This window comes from Chitinophaga fulva (assembly GCF_012927205.1).
In the GTDB taxonomy this organism is placed as follows: Bacteria; Bacteroidota; Bacteroidia; order Chitinophagales; family Chitinophagaceae; genus Chitinophaga; species Chitinophaga fulva.
Map to the genome: position 1 here is coordinate 4,034,124 of NZ_JABBGC010000001.1, position 20,579 is coordinate 4,054,702.

General features: G+C 48.9%; 13 protein-coding genes. 3 read left to right on the plus strand and 10 right to left on the minus strand.

Annotated elements, in window-relative coordinates:
* Positions 1-14 precede the first annotated feature (14 nt).
* From HHL17_RS16410 to HHL17_RS16420, 3 genes are read left to right on the plus strand one after another with little or no spacing between them, the layout of a single operon-like run.
* Entirely contained in the window at positions 15-1,544 is a 1,530-nt protein-coding gene (locus tag HHL17_RS16410) for a RagB/SusD family nutrient uptake outer membrane protein (protein WP_169225762.1), read from the plus strand.
* Positions 1,545-1,569: 25 nt separating this feature from the next.
* Entirely contained in the window at positions 1,570-2,991 is a 1,422-nt protein-coding gene (locus tag HHL17_RS16415; RefSeq protein WP_169225763.1) for an aryl-sulfate sulfotransferase, read from the plus strand.
* A gap of 20 nt (positions 2,992-3,011) precedes the next feature.
* Positions 3,012-4,010: a c-type cytochrome gene (locus HHL17_RS16420; RefSeq protein ID WP_169225764.1), complete on the plus strand. Its 999-nt coding sequence runs from the start codon at positions 3,012-3,014 to the stop codon at positions 4,008-4,010.
* Between the two features lie 152 nt (positions 4,011-4,162).
* Here the strand turns inward: HHL17_RS16420 and HHL17_RS16425 are convergent, their stop codons facing one another.
* The 10 genes from HHL17_RS16425 to HHL17_RS16470 form a co-directional block, all read right to left on the minus strand.
* Entirely contained in the window at positions 4,163-5,026 is an 864-nt protein-coding gene (locus tag HHL17_RS16425) for an NmrA/HSCARG family protein (protein ID WP_169225765.1), read from the minus strand.
* A gap of 55 nt (positions 5,027-5,081) precedes the next feature.
* Positions 5,082-5,873 carry a helix-turn-helix domain-containing protein gene (locus tag HHL17_RS16430; RefSeq protein WP_169225766.1) on the minus strand — a complete coding sequence of 264 codons (792 nt, stop codon included), beginning with the start codon at positions 5,871-5,873 and terminating at the stop codon, positions 5,082-5,084.
* A gap of 20 nt (positions 5,874-5,893) precedes the next feature.
* Positions 5,894-6,415, minus strand: coding sequence for a hypothetical protein (locus HHL17_RS16435; protein WP_169225767.1), 522 nt, complete (start codon positions 6,413-6,415; stop codon positions 5,894-5,896).
* Between the two features lie 157 nt (positions 6,416-6,572).
* The gene (locus HHL17_RS16440; RefSeq protein ID WP_169225768.1) at positions 6,573-7,853 is read right to left on the minus strand and encodes a M12 family metallopeptidase; all 1,281 of its coding nucleotides are present in this window, start codon (positions 7,851-7,853) and stop codon (positions 6,573-6,575) included.
* A 554-nt stretch (positions 7,854-8,407) separates the two neighbouring features.
* Complete coding sequence (locus HHL17_RS16445; RefSeq protein ID WP_240975436.1) at positions 8,408-11,002, minus strand: DUF7133 domain-containing protein; 2,595 nt, start codon at positions 11,000-11,002, stop codon at positions 8,408-8,410.
* A gap of 198 nt (positions 11,003-11,200) precedes the next feature.
* Positions 11,201-12,796 carry a RagB/SusD family nutrient uptake outer membrane protein gene (locus HHL17_RS16450; RefSeq protein WP_169225769.1) on the minus strand — a complete coding sequence of 532 codons (1,596 nt, stop codon included), beginning with the start codon at positions 12,794-12,796 and terminating at the stop codon, positions 11,201-11,203.
* 18 nt (positions 12,797-12,814) lie between these two features.
* Positions 12,815-16,192: a TonB-dependent receptor gene (locus HHL17_RS16455; RefSeq protein WP_169225770.1), complete on the minus strand. Its 3,378-nt coding sequence runs from the start codon at positions 16,190-16,192 to the stop codon at positions 12,815-12,817.
* 159 nt (positions 16,193-16,351) lie between these two features.
* Positions 16,352-17,518: a FecR family protein gene (locus tag HHL17_RS16460; protein ID WP_169225771.1), complete on the minus strand. Its 1,167-nt coding sequence runs from the start codon at positions 17,516-17,518 to the stop codon at positions 16,352-16,354.
* Positions 17,478-18,212, minus strand: a complete 735-nt coding sequence (locus HHL17_RS16465) for an RNA polymerase sigma factor (protein ID WP_169225772.1) — start codon at positions 18,210-18,212, stop codon at positions 17,478-17,480. Before HHL17_RS16465 ends, HHL17_RS16460 begins: the two co-directional genes overlap by 41 nt.
* A gap of 24 nt (positions 18,213-18,236) precedes the next feature.
* A complete protein-coding gene (locus HHL17_RS16470; protein ID WP_169225773.1) occupies positions 18,237-20,321 on the minus strand; it encodes a family 20 glycosylhydrolase in 2,085 nt (694 codons plus the stop codon).
* Between the last annotated feature and the right edge of the window lie 258 nt (positions 20,322-20,579).

The following is a 20,579-nucleotide window of genomic DNA, read 5'->3' on the forward strand; positions in this document are numbered from 1 at the left end:
AATTTTTTGAAAGAATGAAATACGCATATATAGCACTTGCTGCGCTGCTCCTGGGAAGCACATCATGCAAGAAAACGGTGGAACCGAAGGTATACAGCTATCTCTCCGATGATAATGCCTTCCTCACGCTAAGCGATGCCAAAGCTGCCGTGAATGGTGTCTACTCCAGGCTGAAACAACCCAGCGGCCGTAGCGACGCCTGGATGTATTATGCCGGTTTCCAGGTGACGATCTCCGATCTCACCACCGATATCGGCCACGCCAGCTCCGGCGGTGATGTGGGATTGATGTCAGATTGCCAGTGGTCTCCCAATAATACTTACCTCGCCTTTGCATGGCAGCACCAGTATAAACTGGTAACAGATGCCAACATCGCGTTGTACCATATCCCGAAGATGAGTATCCTCACCGATGCGCAGAAGGCGCAATTCATCGGGGAACTGCATTTCCTCCGTGCCCTCGGTTATATAGACCTCACCGATGCTTTCGGTCCGGTGGTCCTCGTAGATGAATCTACCGTGGAAAAAAATCAGACCAATCCTTCCTATGGCGCTGCGGCAGCACCTTCGCCGGTGGCAGATATCAATAAGCTGATCATCAGCGACCTGCAAAATGCCGCACAAAATCTGCCGGTAGATTACAAAACGAGCACGCTTTACAGTACCAACGATATCGGACGCGCTACTAAAGGAGCGGCACTGTCGCTCCTTTGCAAACTGTACATGCGCGAGCATGAATGGCAAAAAGCGCTGGACCTGACCACTGAAATAATGAAGCTCAACTATAGCCTGTATCCTTCTTATGCAGGTCTGTTCGCTGAAAAGAACAAGTGGTGCCAGGAGAATATCTTCAGCGCGCTCGCTGATCCGCTCACCGATGCGGTGGAGGTCATGAACCACTTCGGGCCTATCAACAACCCGCAGGTAACAGACCGGTGGCAGTACTTTGCACTTACCTGGTACTTCTGGAACACTTTCGGCGATAACGACGACCGCAAACAGATGTTCTACTACGATTATGTTGGCACCGATGGCCTGCATTATATGCAGGCGCCTCCGGGCCAAACCAAACCGCCTACCGGTTATTACTACATGCCGGATGTAGCTACCACCAAGTTCGCAGATCCGCACGGTTCTACTACTTACTACGATGGGCACGTGTTCCCTATTCTGCGTTACGCAGACATCCTGCTGTGCAGGGCGGAAGCGCTGAATGAGCTGAATGGTCCTGTTGCCGAAGCCATCTCGCTGATCAACCAGGTGAAAGGCCGTTCGCATGCCACGCCATTAGCTGATGCGGGCACCTTTACGAAAGATGCGTTGAGAGATGCTATCCTCCAGGAACGTGGCTGGGAATTCTTCTTCGAATGTAAACGCCGCCAGGACCTGGTCCGCATGAACAAGTATCAAAGCGTGGTCAATACCTATCTTTCTGCTGTAAAACTGGTGCCTTCTATCACTATGCCGAGAGATAAATATTTCCCTTATCCACAGGCACAGGTAGATCTGGACAAGAACCTTAGTAACAACGACCGACGTCAATAAGATGGATAGAAAAAGAAAAAATAGTTTGCGATGCAGGCTGCCGCTGGTAACAGTGGCAGCCGCATTGTTGTTGCTATGGCAATCATGCATGAACAGTGGTCATGGCATTACAGAGATCATACTAACTTCCCAGGGCCAGAATGCCATGAAAGTAAAGGCATCCGTGCAATGTACCGATACGGTGGATGTGGCCGTTGTATACTGGCAAAAAGGGCATGAACAGCAACGGGATACTACGCTGGTCTCCGTGCACAAATTGCATCACGATATTGTCCTTACCAACCTCCTGCCCGCGAGCGACTACGAATACAAAGTGCTCTCCGGCCGGGGGAGCGAATTACAGGAAAGCAAGGGGTATGATTTCCATACGCCGGACGTGCCTATCTGGATGAAAGGGCTCTTCAATGTGATCTGTCCGGACAGCAGCGTGCTCCCGGAAAGTTTTCGCAAAGGGTATGTCCTGGTGTCACGCCGTGATGATCCTGGTGCGCTTTTTTTGGTGAATGCCAAAGGCGATATCGTGTGGTACCACCAGGTGAGCGGCTCCGGCTTCAAGGTGGCGCGGTTCACCGCAAACCATACCCTGCTTTCATTGCTGGGCGGCCCTGCATATGAAACCAGCTACGGTGATGAAATACTCGAACTTTCCCTCACCGGCGATACATTGCTCCACCTGAAAAAAGGACAACAGGATTTTAAGCAGACCATCCATCATGAGATCATGCAGAACGCCGGTGGGCAAATCGTGAGCTTATGCGTAGAAGAAAAGGTGCTGGACCTCAGCAGCAGGGGCGGCGTCAAACAAGACACAGTGAAAGGCGACGGCATACTGGTGCTCGACCGCCAGGGCCACCAGGTGTGGAAATGGACGGTGTTCGACGTACTTGATCCCCTGAAAGACAACAACATCCTGAAAGACAAGAAAGACTGGATGCACGCCAACTGCATCGCATTCGACAGAGACAGTAACTACCTGGTATCTTTCTATAACAACGGACAGATATGGAAGATAGATGCCCACAGTGGTAAACGCCTGTGGGTACTGGGCAGGGGCGGCGATTTTCCGCTGCCTGATTCCGCATTGTTTGACCAGGCGCACGCGGTACATATCAACGAGCATGGTCAGCTGATGTTCTTCGATAATGGCGTCAGCAAAAAAATATCGAGGACACTCGCATTCGATATCGACGAAAAAAATAAAAAAGCAACATTGGTCGTCAATACTAAACTGCCGCCGGAGAACTACAATGAAAGAATGGGCAGCAGCTACCTCGTTGGAGATAGCGCCTTGCTCCAATGTGCTACCAAAAGGAATACGGTCATCCTCTCCACTTTCCAGGGCCGTTTTCTCTGGTTGTTACGGACAGGCATGACATCATACAGGGCCTCTTTTATTCCGTCGGAACAAGTGATGCCATACATTTCAAGGCCCGGTTATACACATTGATCACAATTAAAACACATCGCATGAAGCATAGCTGGTTGATAGCAGGATTGATTGGTTTAGGTATATGGTGGGGAAGTGCCGCCTGTACCTCTGAAGGGAAAGGGAAGCCGGCGGCCAGACCGGAAATACCCGGCACGGAGGTTGCTGTCGTTATCGATACTGCGCTGATGCCTGCCGGTCAGTTCGGAGAAGCCGTACGTTATGGCCGTGAGCTGATGATCAATACGGCACGTTATATAGGTCCGGAAGGTACTGCCGGTAAATTTCTGGGTAACAGGATGAATTGCACCAACTGTCACCAGGATGCCGGTACGAAACCATTTTCCTTCTCCCTCATTGCTTCGCACGATCATTACCCGCAGTACCGTGCCCGTGAAGGAAAAGTGCTTACCCTTGCAGAGCGGATCAACAACTGTGTAACAAGGCCGCACAATGGCCGTCCGCTGCCGCTGGACAGTAAGGAGATGGTGGCTTTTCTTTCCTACCTGAAATGGATTAACAGCTTCGCGCCAAAAGATAAAACATTCAAAGGAGAGAAGAACCGTCCTGTCAGCTTCCCTGATGTAGCTGCAGATCCCGGTCGCGGCGCCTTGCTCTTCCGGGAAAACTGCGCACGTTGTCATGGCGCCGACGGAGAAGGGCAGTGGCGTGCGGATAAAAGCACCTACGTATATCCACCGCTGTGGGGCAGCCAGTCGTACCAGCCCGGTTCCAGTATGCACCGCGTGATCAAGCAGGCAGAATGGCTGAAAAATAACATGCCGTTCGACAAGACAGGAGAGGGCAAACCTTTCCTCTCCGATAAAGATGCACTCGATATTGCAGCATTTGTGAACGACGACAATATCCATAAAAGGCCTGATCCTAAAACCTTCGACTACCCGCATCCTGCGGAGAAAGCGATCGATTATGATCATAAGCCTTTCGCGGACACCTTTTCCGTCGCGCAACATAAATACGGTCCTTACCAACCCATCATCGATTATTGGAAAACAAAAGGAATGAGACCTGTGTATTAAGCATCATCAGGGAAACACCTGAAACCAGGTATTGACAAAACAAACAAATGGCGCCTCAGGACTAAGGCAGTAAGTCTGTTTGAAAGAGATATCAATAAAGCAGAACACCCGGTACTATACCGGGCGTTCTGCTTTATTGTGTTGAAGCGTACTTAATTCATCATTTTTTTCGCGCCTGTTTTCTTCAGCCATGCTTCAAACGTCAGCAGGTCCGGATGAATGTTGCGCAGGCTTTCCTCATCTGCTTTGGTGGTCTTACCGGAGTTGAGGAATTCGTAGCCTCTGGCGAATCGGGGATTGAGCTGTCGTAGTGTTTCCATGGGAAGCAGTTCATAGGTGATGTGCAGACCGGTGGTTTTGCTCATGGCGGCTGCCATTTGCACGGGGGTTAAGGTATCGCCTGACAGTTCTATGATTTTCTGATCAAATACTTCGGGCTGCCGGAAGGCCATGGCTGCCAGTTTACCGATATCCTCCAGCGCAATCAGCTGCATTTGGGTAGTTGGTAGCGCTGCGGTGGTAAATGAAGTGCCCTGTAGTCCGAATTTCGGGTTGAGAAAGTTTTCCATAAAAGAAGCAGGCCGCAATATGGTATAGGAGATGCCTGTGGCCTGAATATACTTTTCTACGATTGCTTTTTCGGTTTGCATCCCGGTTTGCGCTGCCTGGTCTACACCAATAGCGGAACTATATACCAGGTGGGAAATCCGGTGCGCCTTCGCTGCATCGGCGATATTTTTCCCGGCCTGTACTTCGTCCTGGTCCACGGCCAATGGCCCCGGATGTACGTTAAAGACACCATACACGTCTTCCATGGCCTCATCAATGGAGGCCTGGTCAGCCAGATCTCCTTTTACCATTTCCGCTCCCAGGGCGGTGAGTTCCTGTGTAGCGGTACTGGTGGTGTCACGGGTAAATCCGCGTACCATCCATCCTTCTGTTAATAATACACGGGCCACGGCGCCGCCCTGCTGGCCAGTGGCGCCAACTACTAAAATACGATTCCTGTTTTGCATAAATCAAATGGAGTTTATAGGCAAAACTATCACCGCAACCTGGTTTGGAATTGTATCATACCGACATTCTCTGATGCGAGGAACAACACATCTGAAAGTTTTTTGGACTGACGCCGGTGAGCCGTTTAAAATCGGCAATAAAATGGGACTGGTCGAAGTACCCCGCCAGATGTGCAATGTCCGTTAGCCGCAGGGATGGCTGGTTGGCAATGAGTTGTTTGGCCCATTCAAAACGGGAAATGCGAAGAAAGCGGCTCATGCTGATGCCGATATACCGCTTGAAGTTTCGTTCTATCTGTCGCTCACTTAATGGCAGTGCCTGTAGCTGCCCGAATGGAGATCTGCCTATGTTATTTTTAATTCCATCTGCCAGATCAACAATAAGCTGATGAGAAGCATGTGGTGCGGTGAACCGCTGCAATAGAAACGCTTCAAACAAACTAACCCGCGCGGCAAAAGGCAACGATTGCAATTGCTCGTACAACTGATAAAAGCTGCTTCCGAAAATATCTTCTCCGGACACCGCGCCACTGCCTAATTCCTGCATGGGCAGCCTGGTAAATACACTTAATCCATAAGGGGTGAAGCTAACGAAAAATTTATCTGCAGGAGCGGAATGACTGGCAACAGGGCTGAATTGGACCATCTTATCTTTCACGTTCAACAGTCCTGTTTTTATGGACTGTCCATCGTAAAAAGTACCCTGATCAAAATCCATCAGGAAAGAAGTATTAAGCCGGGAATAGATAGATTTGAACAATACACCGGTACCGCCCAGTTGAACGAAGTATTCAACATAAGGCGTTAATAGCTGGTGCTGCGGTTTGGCAAACTCATAGTTAAACATGGCCGGCGTGTTTTTCCCGGTTATCGCATCGGGGCGTACATCGGGGCATAAAACGGAGAATAGCCCTGGTAGGTGCCTCTGCCTACACCAATGCTGCCGGAAATGGAGAAAGTCCTGTCATTGCTGATATACATGATGCCTACTTTCGCATCTGAATAGGCGGCAACGTTACTTGTTTGCATGAAGCCACTATTCTTGTTAATCGCAGGCTGATACGGCACATTGTTGTAACGGAAAACATACGGCGTCACTGATACGCCGCCAAAGGCGAACAGGTTATTGGTCAGCTGACGGTTGAGCTGTAGTCCCAAAGGTACCGACATAAAGGAACTGCTCCCGCCGTTAAAGGCGATAACGCCGGTGGAGATGCCCACATATTTGGTCGTAAACCATTTTTTGTGAACGTTGCTGGTATCGTTGACCCGCTGAGGGGAGCCGAAAGCCGACTCCATGCGGTGGCCGGCACCGAAAACCGGCACTGTCTGCGCTTTTGCAGCCATAGCCGACATGAAAACACCCGCTAAAAAGATTGTCCGTAACATGTGGCTAAAGGTAAGTATCCTTTTTTAATTAAAATGCTAATGACATCTTAATATGTGGGGGAGGGCCGGAAGTAATCACCTCCGGGCCAGCTTTAAACAAACAAATGGCGCCTCAGGAATGAGGCGCCTCTTTTTTAACATGTTAAAACAGCCAACATTATTGAATCTTTCTTAACTGCCATTGTTGGGCTGTGTCCACTTTAAACCCTTTGGTTGCTACAGCTGGCCGCGCGATACCTACACCTGTGGTATCGAGGCTCATGCATAATTTATTATCGGTTTTGCTGACCAACCTGAAGTATTGATTAATATAAGAAGGGGTAATTGCCCACAACTGGCTATCAACACCGGTATACGTCTGTAATACAATGCCTGTATTTGATTTGGTCAGGCATTTGGTGGAGTCCCTCCATGCGGTGAGTTTATAAAATCCATTATTCTGGTGCCTTACTCTCCATCGCTGCGCTAATGTGTCTCTCACGGCACCCGCAAAAATGCTATCATGCAGGTTGTCTGCCTGCAGGGCTTTGCGGCTGATGAGCTGTGTCGTTAATTCATAAGTACCGTCACTGGTATAAGAAGTGATGTTGTACTTGTAGTTGATGCCCAGGATGTCGGTAGCAGAAGGGTTCCGGCGGTTTGTCGGCCATCCTGTTCCGTCCAGTTTGGTGAGACGATTATTTTGACTGGGATACAACATAATGGAGCCGAAATCGAATGGGCCAACAGGCGTGGCGTTTGATTTGATGTTGTATTGGTATGCCCAGTTGGGGGTAAGACCTGCGGTATTGACCAACACAAACAGTTCCCGGTCATGACGCGTTTGTTCATGCTCCAGGCCCAGCGCGTGTCCTATTTCATGGGCAAGGTTCCCGGCGCCATAAACGGTGAGGTCTATGGAGATCCTCATGCTTCCTGCCGGCGCACCGATGCTGGTCGAATATGCCGACTGGTCCTGGTTTTCACCCAGCACAATATATCTCGGCTGCACTGCCTGTTGATCATACACAAACTGAAGGCCCAGTCCTGCATTTACCCACATCTGTGTAGCAGCCGGCCATACATGGTTTTTGAGATTGTCTGAAGCGGTATTATCATACCTGTAATAAATAGTTTTGTTTGGCCAGGCAACGCCATTTGTGGTGCTTTCGGTCCGTGGATCTCCCGGCATCCTGATATCTTCTCTTTTCAGGACCACATCGCCTCCTAAGAGGTACATCCCGTTTTCAATTTCAAGCAGATCCACCAGGTGATTGCGATAATAAGCCTGGATAGTGTTGCCGCTGCGTTGAAAGCGATATACTTCTGCTTTTGCATCTCCCGGTGAGGTATGAGATTCATCTCCAATTGAAGATGCCTCCTTTTTTTGGCAGGAACTTAAAACAGTAGCAACAAGCATGGTCGCTAATAATGTGCTCGACAGATTGACTTTTTTCATAGTACTCAATTGAAATTATGGTGATAAATGGTAAGTGCAACAGTTATGTGCAAACGTCGGCCCCCTCCTCTGGTAAGCACCATGGAGATGTTTGACATATCCCTTTCGCGTTGGGCAAAGGGATTACAAGCAGGCATGCAGCCCTGCCTGGTATTGCTGATCGCTTAGTGTAAATGCTAAGTACTGGCTATCCGGTAGCGGATTTCAGCACTACTAATTAAAATCTGATAGGATGAAGTGAAAACAAGTCATAGGGTCTTCATTTATTGTTGAGAAACAAGTTAGCTTGTCGGGTTAATGATTCTTCTTCTACAGTTGGGCTCCTCTAAAGGTTGTGTTGAGTAATAAAATAAAATTAGATAAAAAAAAGCAGTTACATATCACCATGCAAAAAAAGCATCTGAAATTGGCAATATGCTGGAGGTGTACAGTCTCCAAACATGGAAAAACCAGCCGGTATTTCGTATGGATGGTGAAAGCAAAAAGGCCTGTAAGGTTTGACTTACAGGCCTTTTTTGTTTATAAAAACAACGTGTTTTTCCGTTCGGATTTCCTCAAAGCGACAATATATACCGTACTATTTTTTGGGCATCTGTAACACTTAAAGCAGGGTGCGGCGTCATTGGCACCTGTCCCCAGTTGCCCACTCCGCCTGCTATCACCTTGTTGGCGAGTTTGTTCACGCTGGCTTCTGTATGCGGATACTTTTGAGCAATGGCTTTGAACGATGGACCTACCAGTTTAATATCTGGCTTATGACATGCGTTGCAATCCTGTTTGGCAAGCAGTAATTTCCCTGTCGTGTTTGGATTGGCTTTATTGACCGGTTGGCTGGGGGCCACTGTCTTTTTTACTACTGCCTTTTTTTCGATAGTGGCAGCAGGTTTGATAACGGTGTTTGTATTAAAATTTTTCAGCTCTTCGGTGGTAAACAGTTCCGTGCGTGATTGGGTGAAATCCCTGATCTTTTTTACATCGGAGGGACTGATGATATTGAATGGGCTGTTTTCCGGCTTACAACGGTAATGTACATAGCTGAGCACATTGGCCACCCATTCATCGCTGTTGCCCGCGCCTAAAGGGGCCATTACGTCCGGGTAGGTTTTGCCGTTCACCGGGCCTGTTAAGCCATGCAGCAGAATTGCGATCAGCATATCCGGGTTGCCCGCTCTTGGGGAGTTTACCAGCGGCGGCGCCGGCATGGGGTTGCTGCCGATAACGATTCCTTTTCCGTCTTCACCGTGGCAGGTGGCGCATACCTGTTGAAAGGTTTCGCGGCCTTTGAGGACAATAGTTTTGTCCTTGTCTGTTAACCCGGCCAGATCAATACCGAACAATTTCCGGCTCCGGTTCTTTTCTATTAGTCGGGTTACATCTTCGAGATTTTTCCTGTTTGTTGAGTGGAGCATCAGTTCTTTCACGAGTGCGCCTGCATTGTCTCCATTGTAACGGGACAGGGTAGCGGCCAGCTGTAGCTGTACATCATTGTCCGGATCGTTTACCAGCGGAGATAACAGCTGCAGTATATTGTCATCATGTTGTTTCAGGTATTGTTCACTGATATTGATGGCCGCCTTTCTTATCTGTGCGTGTGTATCTTTTAGCGCAATGGCCAACAGGTTTTCGTCAATGCTTTGCAGGCCTTCCAGTGTCCATAGTGCATGAAGCCGGGCCAGATGATCGGGGTTGCTTTTCACCATTTCCTGCAATGCGGGCACAACAGCCTTATCGCCCCGGATGATGATCTCTTTCTGTGCATTGTCTCTCCACCAGCCGTTCGCATGCGCGAGATAGCCGACCAGTGCTGAGGTCATTTGCCGGAGCATTTGCGGAGCAGGACCAGGCTTGTAACCATTGTATACCAACCGGTAAATCCTGCCGTGACCGATATTCTTGTCTAATCCTCTCTTTAATATCTGCGGCCGTAGGTAACTGCCCTCTCTCGTCCAGTTACCTTCCTGGATAATGCCCCGATGCATGTCTACGATATAGAGGCAACCATCAGGGCCGGTGGCCGTGTTCACAGGACGGAAATTCATGTCGGTGGAAGCAATGAATTCCTCCTGGTTATAGGCATTCTTTAAGACTTTTATGCCGTTTTCGTCAGATACTTTCGCTCTGCGGATCAATCGTCCTACAGGCTCGCAGATCAGCAGATCGCCTTTCAGGTCATCAGGCAGTGCGGTGCCTCTGAAAACAGACTGGCCGCAGCAACCGGTGAAATGATTCAGGGTGCTGTCAGCACGTAGTCTTGCCTCGCCACCCTGAACATCAGGAGTGGCAATGATCGGCCAAACGGCGTTAAAATCCTTATCGAGTTGCCGTGGCACATCATAGCGGCCATAAAAGGGATTGATCTGAAAGCCATACGCGGGGACCTCTCCGCCGGCGAGAGAAAAATACAATCTGCCATAATTATCATTCCCTACTCCCCATTGACCGAGCCCGGTGGCCATGGTGTCAGCTTCCAGCTTTCCGTTGATATAACGGTAGCGGAGATTTTCATATGTAGTGTAAATACGGTTATCTATATTCCATATCAACCCGCTTCGCTGGTGTTCAAGGTTACCTGTATGCCGGGCGCTGTTTCCGAAAACCTGCACTTTTTTATCTGCCTTTCCGTCTCCGTTTACATCTTCATAAGACCAGATATTGTTGGTATAAGTTTCACTGACCAACAGTTTTTTCCCGACACAGAGCATCATTCTTGGTAACAGCAGGCTGTCTATATATACGGTGGATTTGTCCATGACACCATCCCCGTTAGTATCCTCCAACAATGATATCCGGGACACCGGTTCGTTTTCCCCTGTGCCGTTCACATCCTGCATATAAGTCAGCATTTCGGATACAAAGAGGCGACCATCACCATCCCAGGCAATAGCCACTGGTTCCTTGATCATTGGCTCACTGGCTACCAGTTGCAACGAGTATCCTTTAGGAAGATAAATGCTGTTAAGGCTTTCCTGGGGTGAGAGATATCTCCCGTCCGGATTGGAACGCACAATTATTCTTCCGGCAGTGTCTCTCGGCAACAGCGGTTGTTTCGGGCCGTCACCGGCAGCAGTGTGCGGCTGCGTTACCTTGCACTGATAGATAAGCACAGCAAATGAGACTAATAAAAAAGTGATAACGAAATTTCTTTTCATCTGTTGGATAAATAAAGGAGAATATGTTCTCCCGGTTTGGAAGAAAAGTGTAAAGTCTGGCTCACAAATGTAGCGTGGCTAACCTTTTAAAGGTGATGTGATATTTGCGAACACCTATGTTTTATTGAGCCCGGGATCAAAAAAAGCAGCGGGTGGCAGTTTTTAATTGTCACCCGCTGCTTATCCTGACATCGTGCCTTAGTAATTCGGATTTTGTTTCAGGTTTTTATTCAGGTCTATCTCCTTTTGCGGGACGGGCCAGAGATAATGTTTGGCAGGATCGAAGTTACGGGGGCTGCCTACCCGTATCCTGGATGCAGGATCGAGCGTCAGCGCTCCGGTGTTCGGATTTACGGAGCCGTTCAGCGAACCGGTTACCTGCCCTTTCAGGACGTCGGCGCCTATCTTCCAGCGTTGTACATCATACCAGCGGAGCCCTTCCATGGCAAATTCCACTCTGCGCTCCCGCCTGATCAACTTCCGGAGCGAGGCCTGGTCGTTATAGGTTGTTCGGTCAACAGGCGGCAGACCGGCACGTGTGCGTACCTTGTCGATCGCGTCATATACGGAGGCGTCTATTTCCCCGGTCTCAATTTTACTCTCTGCATAGGAGAGGAGTATCTCTGCATAACGGATAACGATAAAATTCAATCCTACGTTCCAGATGTCGTCAAAGTCTTCAGAGAGATGGGAAATGAATTTTTTGGAATTATAACCTGTAGGCGGACAGTTACCGTTTTGATAATAATCAGGAGACTTTTTGTCCAGCGGATTAAAGTAGCTGTTTTCCCACCGAAGTCCCGGCCGCAGTACCGTAGCGTCCAGTCTTGGGTCCCGGTTTACAAAAGGCTGTACCGGATCATAGCCGGATGCAGGATCATCAATGGTTTTACCGTTGCTCATTTCATAGGCGTCTACCATATTTTGAGTGACGGCCACAGAACTTTGTCCGCTTTTGGAATTGGGGGGCAGCACGCCCAAATCTCCAAATGAGTTATATGTTTTCAGGTATTGTACATCAAGGATGACTTCCTTGTTGCCGGAAAATGCAGGTCTGAAAAGGTCACTGTAGCTGGTAAACAGGTCGAAGGCGAAAGGAGAGTTCATCAATTGCTTACAGGTGACGATACAGCCCTGGTAGTCGGCGTTAAATAACTGAATGCGTGCCATAAGGGCCAGTGCTGCCCCCCGGGTAATTCTTCCCTGATCTGTGCCGGTATAACTCAATGGCAGATCAGCGGCAATGGAAGTCAGTTCATCGAGCAGGAATTTTATGATTTCTTGTTTAGGCGTTTGCTTCACCAGGTTGGCACTGTCTAATGAAACGGTGCGTAATATCAGCGGAACATCGCCGTAGAGCTGGCTCATAGCGAAATATTGATAATCCCGCAGGAACCTGGCCTCTGCTTTCATTCTTTTTTTCAGCGCAGCGTCCATGGGTGTTTTGTCAATATTCTCCAGGAACCAGTTACATTTCTGGACCGTTTTATAGTTCCATCTGTTGGCAGACCCTGTATTTACGGGAGTAGCATTACCCTGTGCCACGGGTTCGAATCCTTCCCAGGGGTATTGGTCGTAGGCGTTGTCTGTAAAACAATCGTAGTAGATGATATTGCTTCCGCTTTCCCAGTTGTGATAGCAGCCGTTGAGCGCCACTGTTGCATCATTCACGGTGGTCCACAAGGTACCGTTGCTGTATGCGTCCAGCGGGGCCCTGTTGAGGAAGTCTTTATTACATCCGGCCAGCGAGGCAACGGCCAGGAGCAATGCAGCTATTATTCCGTTACGTTTCATGATCATGATTTTAGTTGATTAAAAGAGCACGTTTACACCTACGGTATTGATTTTTACCTGGGGATAGTTGTAGCCTGATTCTGCCTGCGCAGTTTCGGGATCTACCCATTTGTAAAATTTGGTGAACGTCAACAGGTTTTGTCCACTATAGTAAACCTTCACATTCTCCAGGCCAATACGGTGCACCAGTGTTTTGGGCAGATTGTAGCCCAGTTGCAGGTTTTTGAGACGCAGGTAAGAGGCGTCCCTGATCCAGAAAGAAGAGGGCATGTTACTTGGACCGTTGTTTTTGTAGGAAAACCATAACCGGGGAAAAGTAGTGGAATGATTTTCCGGTGTCCACCGGTCAAGAAAGATGGTAGTGGGCTTGCCGCTGTTGGCGCCAACACCTCCCATCATATTGGACTGTACATAGTTTTTTACCCCGAGTGCTCCCTGGAAGAATGCGCTCAGGTCAAAGCCTTTCCAGTCAAGGGCCAGATTAAAACCGATAGTGGCCTTCGGGAAGTTACTGCCCAGGTAGGTGCGGTCTGCACCGTCTATCTTTCCATCCTGGTTGAGGTCCTTGTACATGAGGTCACCGGGTGCTGTCACACCGCCTGTTTGTTTGGCGTGTTTGTTTACTTCTTCCTGTGTCTGGAAAATACCTTCGCAGACATAGCCATAGAAGGAATAGATAGGGTATCCTACTTGTTGGAAGGTACCACCGTTGATATAAGGCCCGCTTCCTTTAAGACTGGTGATGCGGTTATTGATAAAGGTGGCATTGGCATTAACACTGTAATGGACATCATGCAGTTCGCCATTATAACCCACTGAAAATTCCCATCCTTTATTGCTAACAGCGCCGGCATTCTGATAAGGGGCAGAAAGGCTGTAGGGGGCGCCTATGGGCAGCGCCAACAGGATGTCGGTGGTCTTACGGATAAAGTAGCCTCCGCTGAAAGTAAGTTGATGGTTCAGCAGGGAGGCATCCAGGCCGAAATCAGTAGTAGTGGTGGCTTCCCAGCTGATATCCGGATTAGCGCCTGAAACAGGGGCTATTCCCGGAGCGATGACCTGATTAAAGGAGTAGTCCTGGCTGGAGGAAACAGTGGAAATAGCAGGATAGTTGCCCACTACGTTCTGATTGCCCAGTTGTCCCCAGGAGCCTCTGAGTTTCAGCTCCGGAATGATGTCCCGTATCGGCGCGAAGAAATTTTCCCTGGCAATGTTCCATCCACCTGAAAAAGAAGGGAACAATCCCCATTGACGGGAGGGTGCAAAACGGGAAGAACCATCATAGCGGAGACTGGCTTCAAAGATATATTTTTCGTTGTAGTCGTAATTAAAACGTCCAAAGAAAGACCTGAGGGCCACTTCATTGGAAAACCCTTTGCTTGTCTGGCCTGCTGAGGGGCCGGCATTGATCTCTGAAATGCTGTTGTTGAGGAATTTTTCCCTGTACATGGAATTTTCCCGATAGCGTGTATACTCCTGGGAGCCGCCACCAAGCAGTTTGAAGTGATGTTGGTCCAGGGCTATGCCATACTCCAAAATAGCCTGCAGGTTGGTATAGGTGGAGGCATCATCACTATTGGTAAGATTATTGGGCCCCTGGTATTTTGTAGGGACCCCGGAATTGGGATCATAGAACTGTATGTCCTTCACGAACTTTTGTCCCTGGTCTATATTGAGCCGGTATCCGAAATTTGGTTTGAAATGAAGCCCTTTTGCCAGTTCGATATCAGCTCCGGCATTGCCGGTAAGGGTATAACGCTGCGTGCGGTTGAATGAACCCAGTTCAAGCGAAGCAATAGGATTGCCATTAGGTCCATAACCATACTCGCCGTTAGGGAATTTATAAGGCACTACATTGGATACCTGGTTGGCCACAAAGGTAATGAGTGACAGGCTGGTGGCTCCGGGATAGGAGCTTACCGGCTCTTTGAACGGATCGTAGAGGTAACCGATGTTGGCAAAGACAGTTGTCTTTTTAGTGACATGGGAACTGATGTTTACCCTTGTAGTGAATCGCTTGTTATTGGTCCCTTTGATGATCCCTTCCTGGTCGAGATAACCGAGTGAAACGAGGTATTGCGTTTTTTCATCGCCTCCGCTCAGGCTGAGGTAATGATTGTGCTGTAATCCGCTGCCCCTGTACAGAAGAGCCAGCCAGTCGGTGTTAGGGTGCGCGCCGGTGGGGTCGCTGCCATCTTTGAATTGCTGAATATCAGTATCGGTCCATTTGGGAGGTGCTCCTTCATTTTTGAGCGCTTCGTTGTAAAATGCTGCCTGTTGCCACGATGGAAGAAAGCTGGGAAGGCGTGTGGCCTTTTGTTTGCCCAGGTAGGCATCGTAACGTATCTGCAACCGCCCTTTTTTTCCTTTTTTGGTGGTGATGAGTACCACGCCGTTGGCCGCGCGGGAGCCATATATGGCAGCAGATGCGGCGTCTTTCAACACGGTGACGGACTCCACATCATTGGGGTTTACATCGCTCATGGAGCTGATCACCCCATCTACCACGATCATCGGATCACTGTTGTTCAGTGTGCCGATCCCTCTTATTTTGATGGACCCTGCGTCTTTTCCCGGCTGCCCGTTATTCTGCACAACGGTAACGCCAGACATGGTGCCTTGCAGCGCGTTAGTGAGGTTGGTCAGTGGCCGGTTCTCCAGCTGCCTGGAAGAAACGGTTGAAACAGACCCTGTCAGATCGGCTTTCCGTTGTTTGCCATAGGCTACTACCACTATTTCGTCTATTGTACGGTTACTGGGAGACAAACGTATCTCCAGCGATCGGGTATCGGCATTCACCTGTAGGTTTTCGCTGTACTTTCCATATCCCATCAGCGATATTTCCAGGGTATAGTTTCCTCCTGGTATATTGTTCAGCAAGAACTTCCCGTTGGCGTCTGCAACGCTTCCCTGTTGAAATCCGTTCGCCTTCAACAACACGGTGGCGCCGGGCAGCGCGGCGCCTTTGTCGTCTGTTATAATGCCGGACACGGGAAAGGATTGTCTTGCCGGAGGGGCGACTGGTTGGGAGGCTTTGCTGTTGTCGGCTTTGCTGACAACGATTACCTGGTTGGATATACGATAATCAAGATGCTGAAAATCGAGGCATTTGGCCAGTACGCTGGCCATCGATGCATTGGTCGCATGTAGGGAAACAGGCAAGGCACTGTCGAGCAATGCCTTGTCCACAATGAATGAAAGTCCGGTTTGTTGTTTGATACATTCGAATACATACTCCAGCCTGCAGTTTTTTTTGTTGATGGTAACCTGCTGCGAGTATGTTTTGGCGCTAATCGGTAATGCGATAACCATTAGCCAGACGCTAAGTTTCATGATCGTCCATAGTTTTAATTGCCAATGCGGAGAGATGCGTTGGCCTGATGCAGTAAACTTCATACCTTAGTACGGTTTTGGGTTTAGAGGTGAAATGATGTGTTACCTTATTTTGCGCTTTTGCCCGGAATGCATGCCGGAGGTGAGTACCAGTCACCCCGGCTTTTTTTACGGGATTTTGGTTGATTATCCTGTCATGACAATGTAGTTTGGTTGATAAAATTATTTTGCTCCCGATATGACAATGATCTTCCGGCCCATGGTACGGAAATGGACATGGCCGGTCATTTCCAGCACCTCCAGCAACTCGGAGATATTATGCTGCCGGGGAATGACTCCATAAAATTTGTTGGAAGGAAGAGGCCCCTGATAGGATACCTCCACATCATACCAGCGTGCTGCCTGTCGCATGATAGACGATATATCGGCATCGCGGAAACGGAATTCACCTTCCTTCCAGGCGAGTACTTCCTGTACATCGGCCTTCACCAATTGAAAATTATTTCCTCCTGATGGTAAAACAGCCTGGGTGCCGGGCCTGAGCTGACAACTGCCTGTGCCTTTGATCACCTTTACCATTCCGGTTATCAGCGTGGTTTTGATGCAGCCTTCGTCTTTATAAGCCATGATATTAAAAGAGGTGCCCAATACCTGTACCTGCATATCTCCGGAGCTTACCTCAAAAGGTACCGCCGCTTGTTGCGCTACATCGAAGAACACCTCACCTGATATCTCCACGTTCCTTTTTTGAGGGGAGAAGGCCAACGGGTATTTGATGGACGAGGCTGCGTTTAGCCAGACCTTTGTCCCATCTGGCAGCTCCAGGTGATATTGACTGCCTGTGGGAGTAGACACCGTATTGTAACTGTCAGCGGATGAACTATTACTGCCACGGGTATACGAAAGACTGCCGTCAGTGTGTTTGATGACCAGTATGTCGCCCTGCCGGGCTATGGTGCCGGCAGCCTTGTCATCGAGTACTACCGGTTCTCCATTGGAAAGCGTCAGTACTACTTTCTTTTGTGCGGGAAGGGTAGGGGCATGGCGGCTGGCGGTCGGTTTGACAGCACGAGACTGAAAGAAAAAACGTATGCCGAACAGCATCAATAATGATGCGGCAATTTTCCACCAGTGTTTGCTGATAAGCGTTGCGACCGGCCGTTTTTTCGGTTGTCTTAATATGCTGTCCAGGATATGGACGCTGTCAACTCCGGTGAAGACATCCCGCTTTGGAGGGTCATTCCAGGCAGCCCTGATACTTTCGGGGAAATCATCGGCAGTTGCCAGGGTATCTATCAATGCCCATAGCTCTTCCTGTTCACCGGCAGTGATGGTGTCTGATAAATATTTATTGAATAGGAAATGTAAGCGTTCCTGTTGGTTGTCCATCTTCCGTTATCTTCTGTACAGATAACGGACGTAAAAAAAAGGCGGTGGTAGTACCGGAGAATAAAAAAAATAAATGCAACAGGAAGTAACAGATCATAAATATCATCAAGTTGTCCAGCCCGTGCCTGCTCAGGAAGGCCCTAATTGTCTTAATAGCGTTGGACATCGTTTTCTTTACAGTATGGGGAGACATATTTAATTGTCTGGCAATCTCCTGGTGTGTAAGGCCATGTTCCCTGCTAAGGGTAAAAACCAGTTTCCGTTGGGGGGACAGCTCGCTGATGGCTTCACGGAGCAATGCGGTGTTCTCCTTGTTCACCATCTGTTCCTCTTCTGTATACAACTGGTGACGTGCAATTTCAGCGGCTATTCGTTGTTGTATCTTTTTTTCCTTTGCAGCTAACCTGAAAAAGTCAATGGCTTTATGATAGGTCATGGTAGCTAAAAAAGCGTCTACATCACGGATGTCGGGGGCCGTAGCCCGGTTGGACCAGAATTTGGTGAATATCTCAGAGAGCAGTTCTTCCGCTGTTTCACGTGATTTGGTGAGACGAAGGAGGTAGGTGAAAACCTTCCTCCAGTATAGCTCATACAACGTGCCGAATGCTCTTTCATCCCCCGATGCGATCAGCTCCAGTAATAGTCGCTCATTCACCGGAGCTGTCGGTTCGGAATACGGAGGATATTTCGTCATGCCAATAAACGTTTGGTGGACCTGCTATTTTAGTTTGTCGGCAGTATTCCAGACTTTCAGGTCTTTAATGACACCTTTGAAAGCATGCGTCGTATCTCCAATGTATTTAAGCGGGAAAAAGAGCGTTTGTACTATTCTCATAGAGTCATTGGTCCCGGGGAAAGCTACTTTCTGCTTCTCCAGGTTTTGCACCAGGGTGCCATTCACATACAGGCGGGTGCCTTTATGGTCACCGCTGATGGCGATCTGTGTCCACCGGTTGGCTTGTACGGTATAGTCAAACGTATAGTCATAGCCTTCTCTGGAGAAGCCCAGTTTACCGGTCTGTTGTTGTTTCAGTTTAACGGTCGCATGTGGAGAACTAAACAATACTGCATTGGATGCATTGTTGGCGTCCGGGTTCACGCTGAAGCTGATCGTATAGTCGTAGCCGATTTCCGGTACCGGTGTTTCAGCGAAGCTTTTGCCTCCGGAGAAATGAATGCCATCTTTCCGTATAGCCGTCCGGGTGGTACCAACGATGTGCCTGCCGCTGCCGGAAAGATCTTTGCCTTTGTGTGTGCCAGGCTCATATTGTAATACCAGTCCATTGTTTGCGGTTAGCTTGCCCCGCATATTAGCGCCGGGGCCTTCTCCGATCGCGGCAGCTTTGGTGGCGAAGGCTTCATAGGCCTGCGTAGTATCAGTGCCACGCCACATTTTCTGGGCCAGGACCTGCATGGCAGGGAACACCCTGTCGTGAACATCTTTCTCCGTAATGCCATTGCCGACACGGTCATTCCATACCGCAAATGAACCTCCCTTGATTTGCGGATCGCCATCTTGAAACCGTACTTTCCCTACCTGTACCGGTTCCCATTTGTCATATAAGGTGCGCAGGTTGAGGTAATCATAGTAGTAACCAGCAGCAGGGACGATATACAGCCAGCCATCAGGCGTGGAGATAAGATTGTACCCCAGCTTTTTCATTTCTATTGGATCAGCATAGCCATTGTACCATAGGTTCATGGTTACGTCCTTCGCTTTAACGGGTGTTTTACCACTCGCATGGGTGAGGGAGCCCCAGAGCCTTGCTTTTTTGCCATAATGTTCTACCAGGTGTATATAATGGTCTGTAAAAGCACGGAATTGTTCTGCCGCTTCTTTGTTATATTCATCAGTGCCGATATGCACCTCCGGTCCGGTGAAGACAGGGTCCGGCCCTGCCAGGTATTCCATGAACACGCTGTCGATCACCTGGTAGGTCACCGGGTTATCAAGATCGAGATGGTCCATGCCGTATTTTTTACTGCCAATTTCATGGCGGAACTGGGAGAAGGCCAGTGAATGTGCCGGCACATCTATTTCAGGGACAATGTTGACGCCATAAGCATTTGCCAGTGCCTGCAGGTCTCTGAATTCCTGTTTGGAATAAGAGCCGTCCTTCGCGGTGAGAGCCGGATAGAAATCGCTCTGGAGGCGGAATGCCGCGTAGGTGCTGTCCCAGTTTTTGTTGAAGTGTTTGTAGGACCCATTGTCGTTGAGATGGATGTGAAAATCATTCATCTTATAATAAGACATGAATTTCACATACTGCCGCAGGAAATCGAGACTGAAAAATTTGCGGCCCGCGTCCAGGACAAACCCGCGTACTTCATAGCGGGGGCGGTCTCTGGCGGTCCCACAAGGGAAATGAATATGGCTGCTGTCCTGTTCCAGTACCTGCAATAAGGTGCGGGTACCCCAGAATACGCCTTTGTTTTCAATGCCGGATATGCGTAGTACGTCCCGCGCGGCAGCGAGTTCGTAACCTTCTTTTCCGAGGATGGTATCTGCCTTGTCCAAACTGAGGAAAATATCGCCGGCTGCCGGCATGCCTGTCTTTATGGGCAGGGAAGCGATATGGGTTAATTGCAGCAGGTCCTGCTGCAGGATGCGTGCTGTGGCCGATAACGCTTGTGAAGACGCAGGCTCCAATACAATAGTGCTTGCCGGCCGAAGGGTAAATTGTCCGTTGCCTCCGTGCCATTCCTGTAATCCGGGAATGACAACCGGTGCGGAGTTGACATTTTGCGAACGTGCCGGCAGGAAGAATCCCAGCAGAAAGGTGGTAATAATTATTTTTTTCATTGATCAGATAGTCAAAAAATATTGTTCACTGTTCCCCTGCAACATCCATTAAGCTGTTGGAAAATAGAGATGATTTTGGTTGGTATTTGACAACAGTTATAACTGTTTGCAGGGATAGCTCTCAAAAGTAATCATTGCATGAAATTTCTTTTTATCATGCCCGGCTGTTGTCAATATAACATAGGAGAAAGTCAATAAAGCGTAGGTTCTGGTTAAAGTTGTTGATAATTGATGCTATTTATAATCAATCAGTTATTT

Coding starts and splice junctions, on each gene's coding strand:
- HHL17_RS16425 (WP_169225765.1), bottom strand. CDS start 5,026: ATGCAAAACAGGAATCGTATTTTAGTAGTTGGCGCCACTGGCCAGCAG.
- HHL17_RS16420 (WP_169225764.1), top strand. CDS start 3,012: ATGAAGCATAGCTGGTTGATAGCAGGATTGATTGGTTTAGGTATATGG.
- HHL17_RS16455 (WP_169225770.1), bottom strand. CDS start 16,192: ATGAAGTTTACTGCATCAGGCCAACGCATCTCTCCGCATTGGCAATTA.
- HHL17_RS16460 (WP_169225771.1), bottom strand. CDS start 17,518: ATGGACAACCAACAGGAACGCTTACATTTCCTATTCAATAAATATTTA.
- HHL17_RS16470 (WP_169225773.1), bottom strand. CDS start 20,321: ATGAAAAAAATAATTATTACCACCTTTCTGCTGGGATTCTTCCTGCCG.
- HHL17_RS16410 (WP_169225762.1), top strand. CDS start 15: ATGAAATACGCATATATAGCACTTGCTGCGCTGCTCCTGGGAAGCACA.
- HHL17_RS16435 (WP_169225767.1), bottom strand. CDS start 6,415: ATGTTACGGACAATCTTTTTAGCGGGTGTTTTCATGTCGGCTATGGCT.
- HHL17_RS16450 (WP_169225769.1), bottom strand. CDS start 12,796: ATGAAACGTAACGGAATAATAGCTGCATTGCTCCTGGCCGTTGCCTCG.
- HHL17_RS16465 (WP_169225772.1), bottom strand. CDS start 18,212: ATGACGAAATATCCTCCGTATTCCGAACCGACAGCTCCGGTGAATGAG.
- HHL17_RS16445 (WP_240975436.1), bottom strand. CDS start 11,002: ATGAAAAGAAATTTCGTTATCACTTTTTTATTAGTCTCATTTGCTGTG.
- HHL17_RS16430 (WP_169225766.1), bottom strand. CDS start 5,873: ATGTTTAACTATGAGTTTGCCAAACCGCAGCACCAGCTATTAACGCCT.
- HHL17_RS16440 (WP_169225768.1), bottom strand. CDS start 7,853: ATGAAAAAAGTCAATCTGTCGAGCACATTATTAGCGACCATGCTTGTT.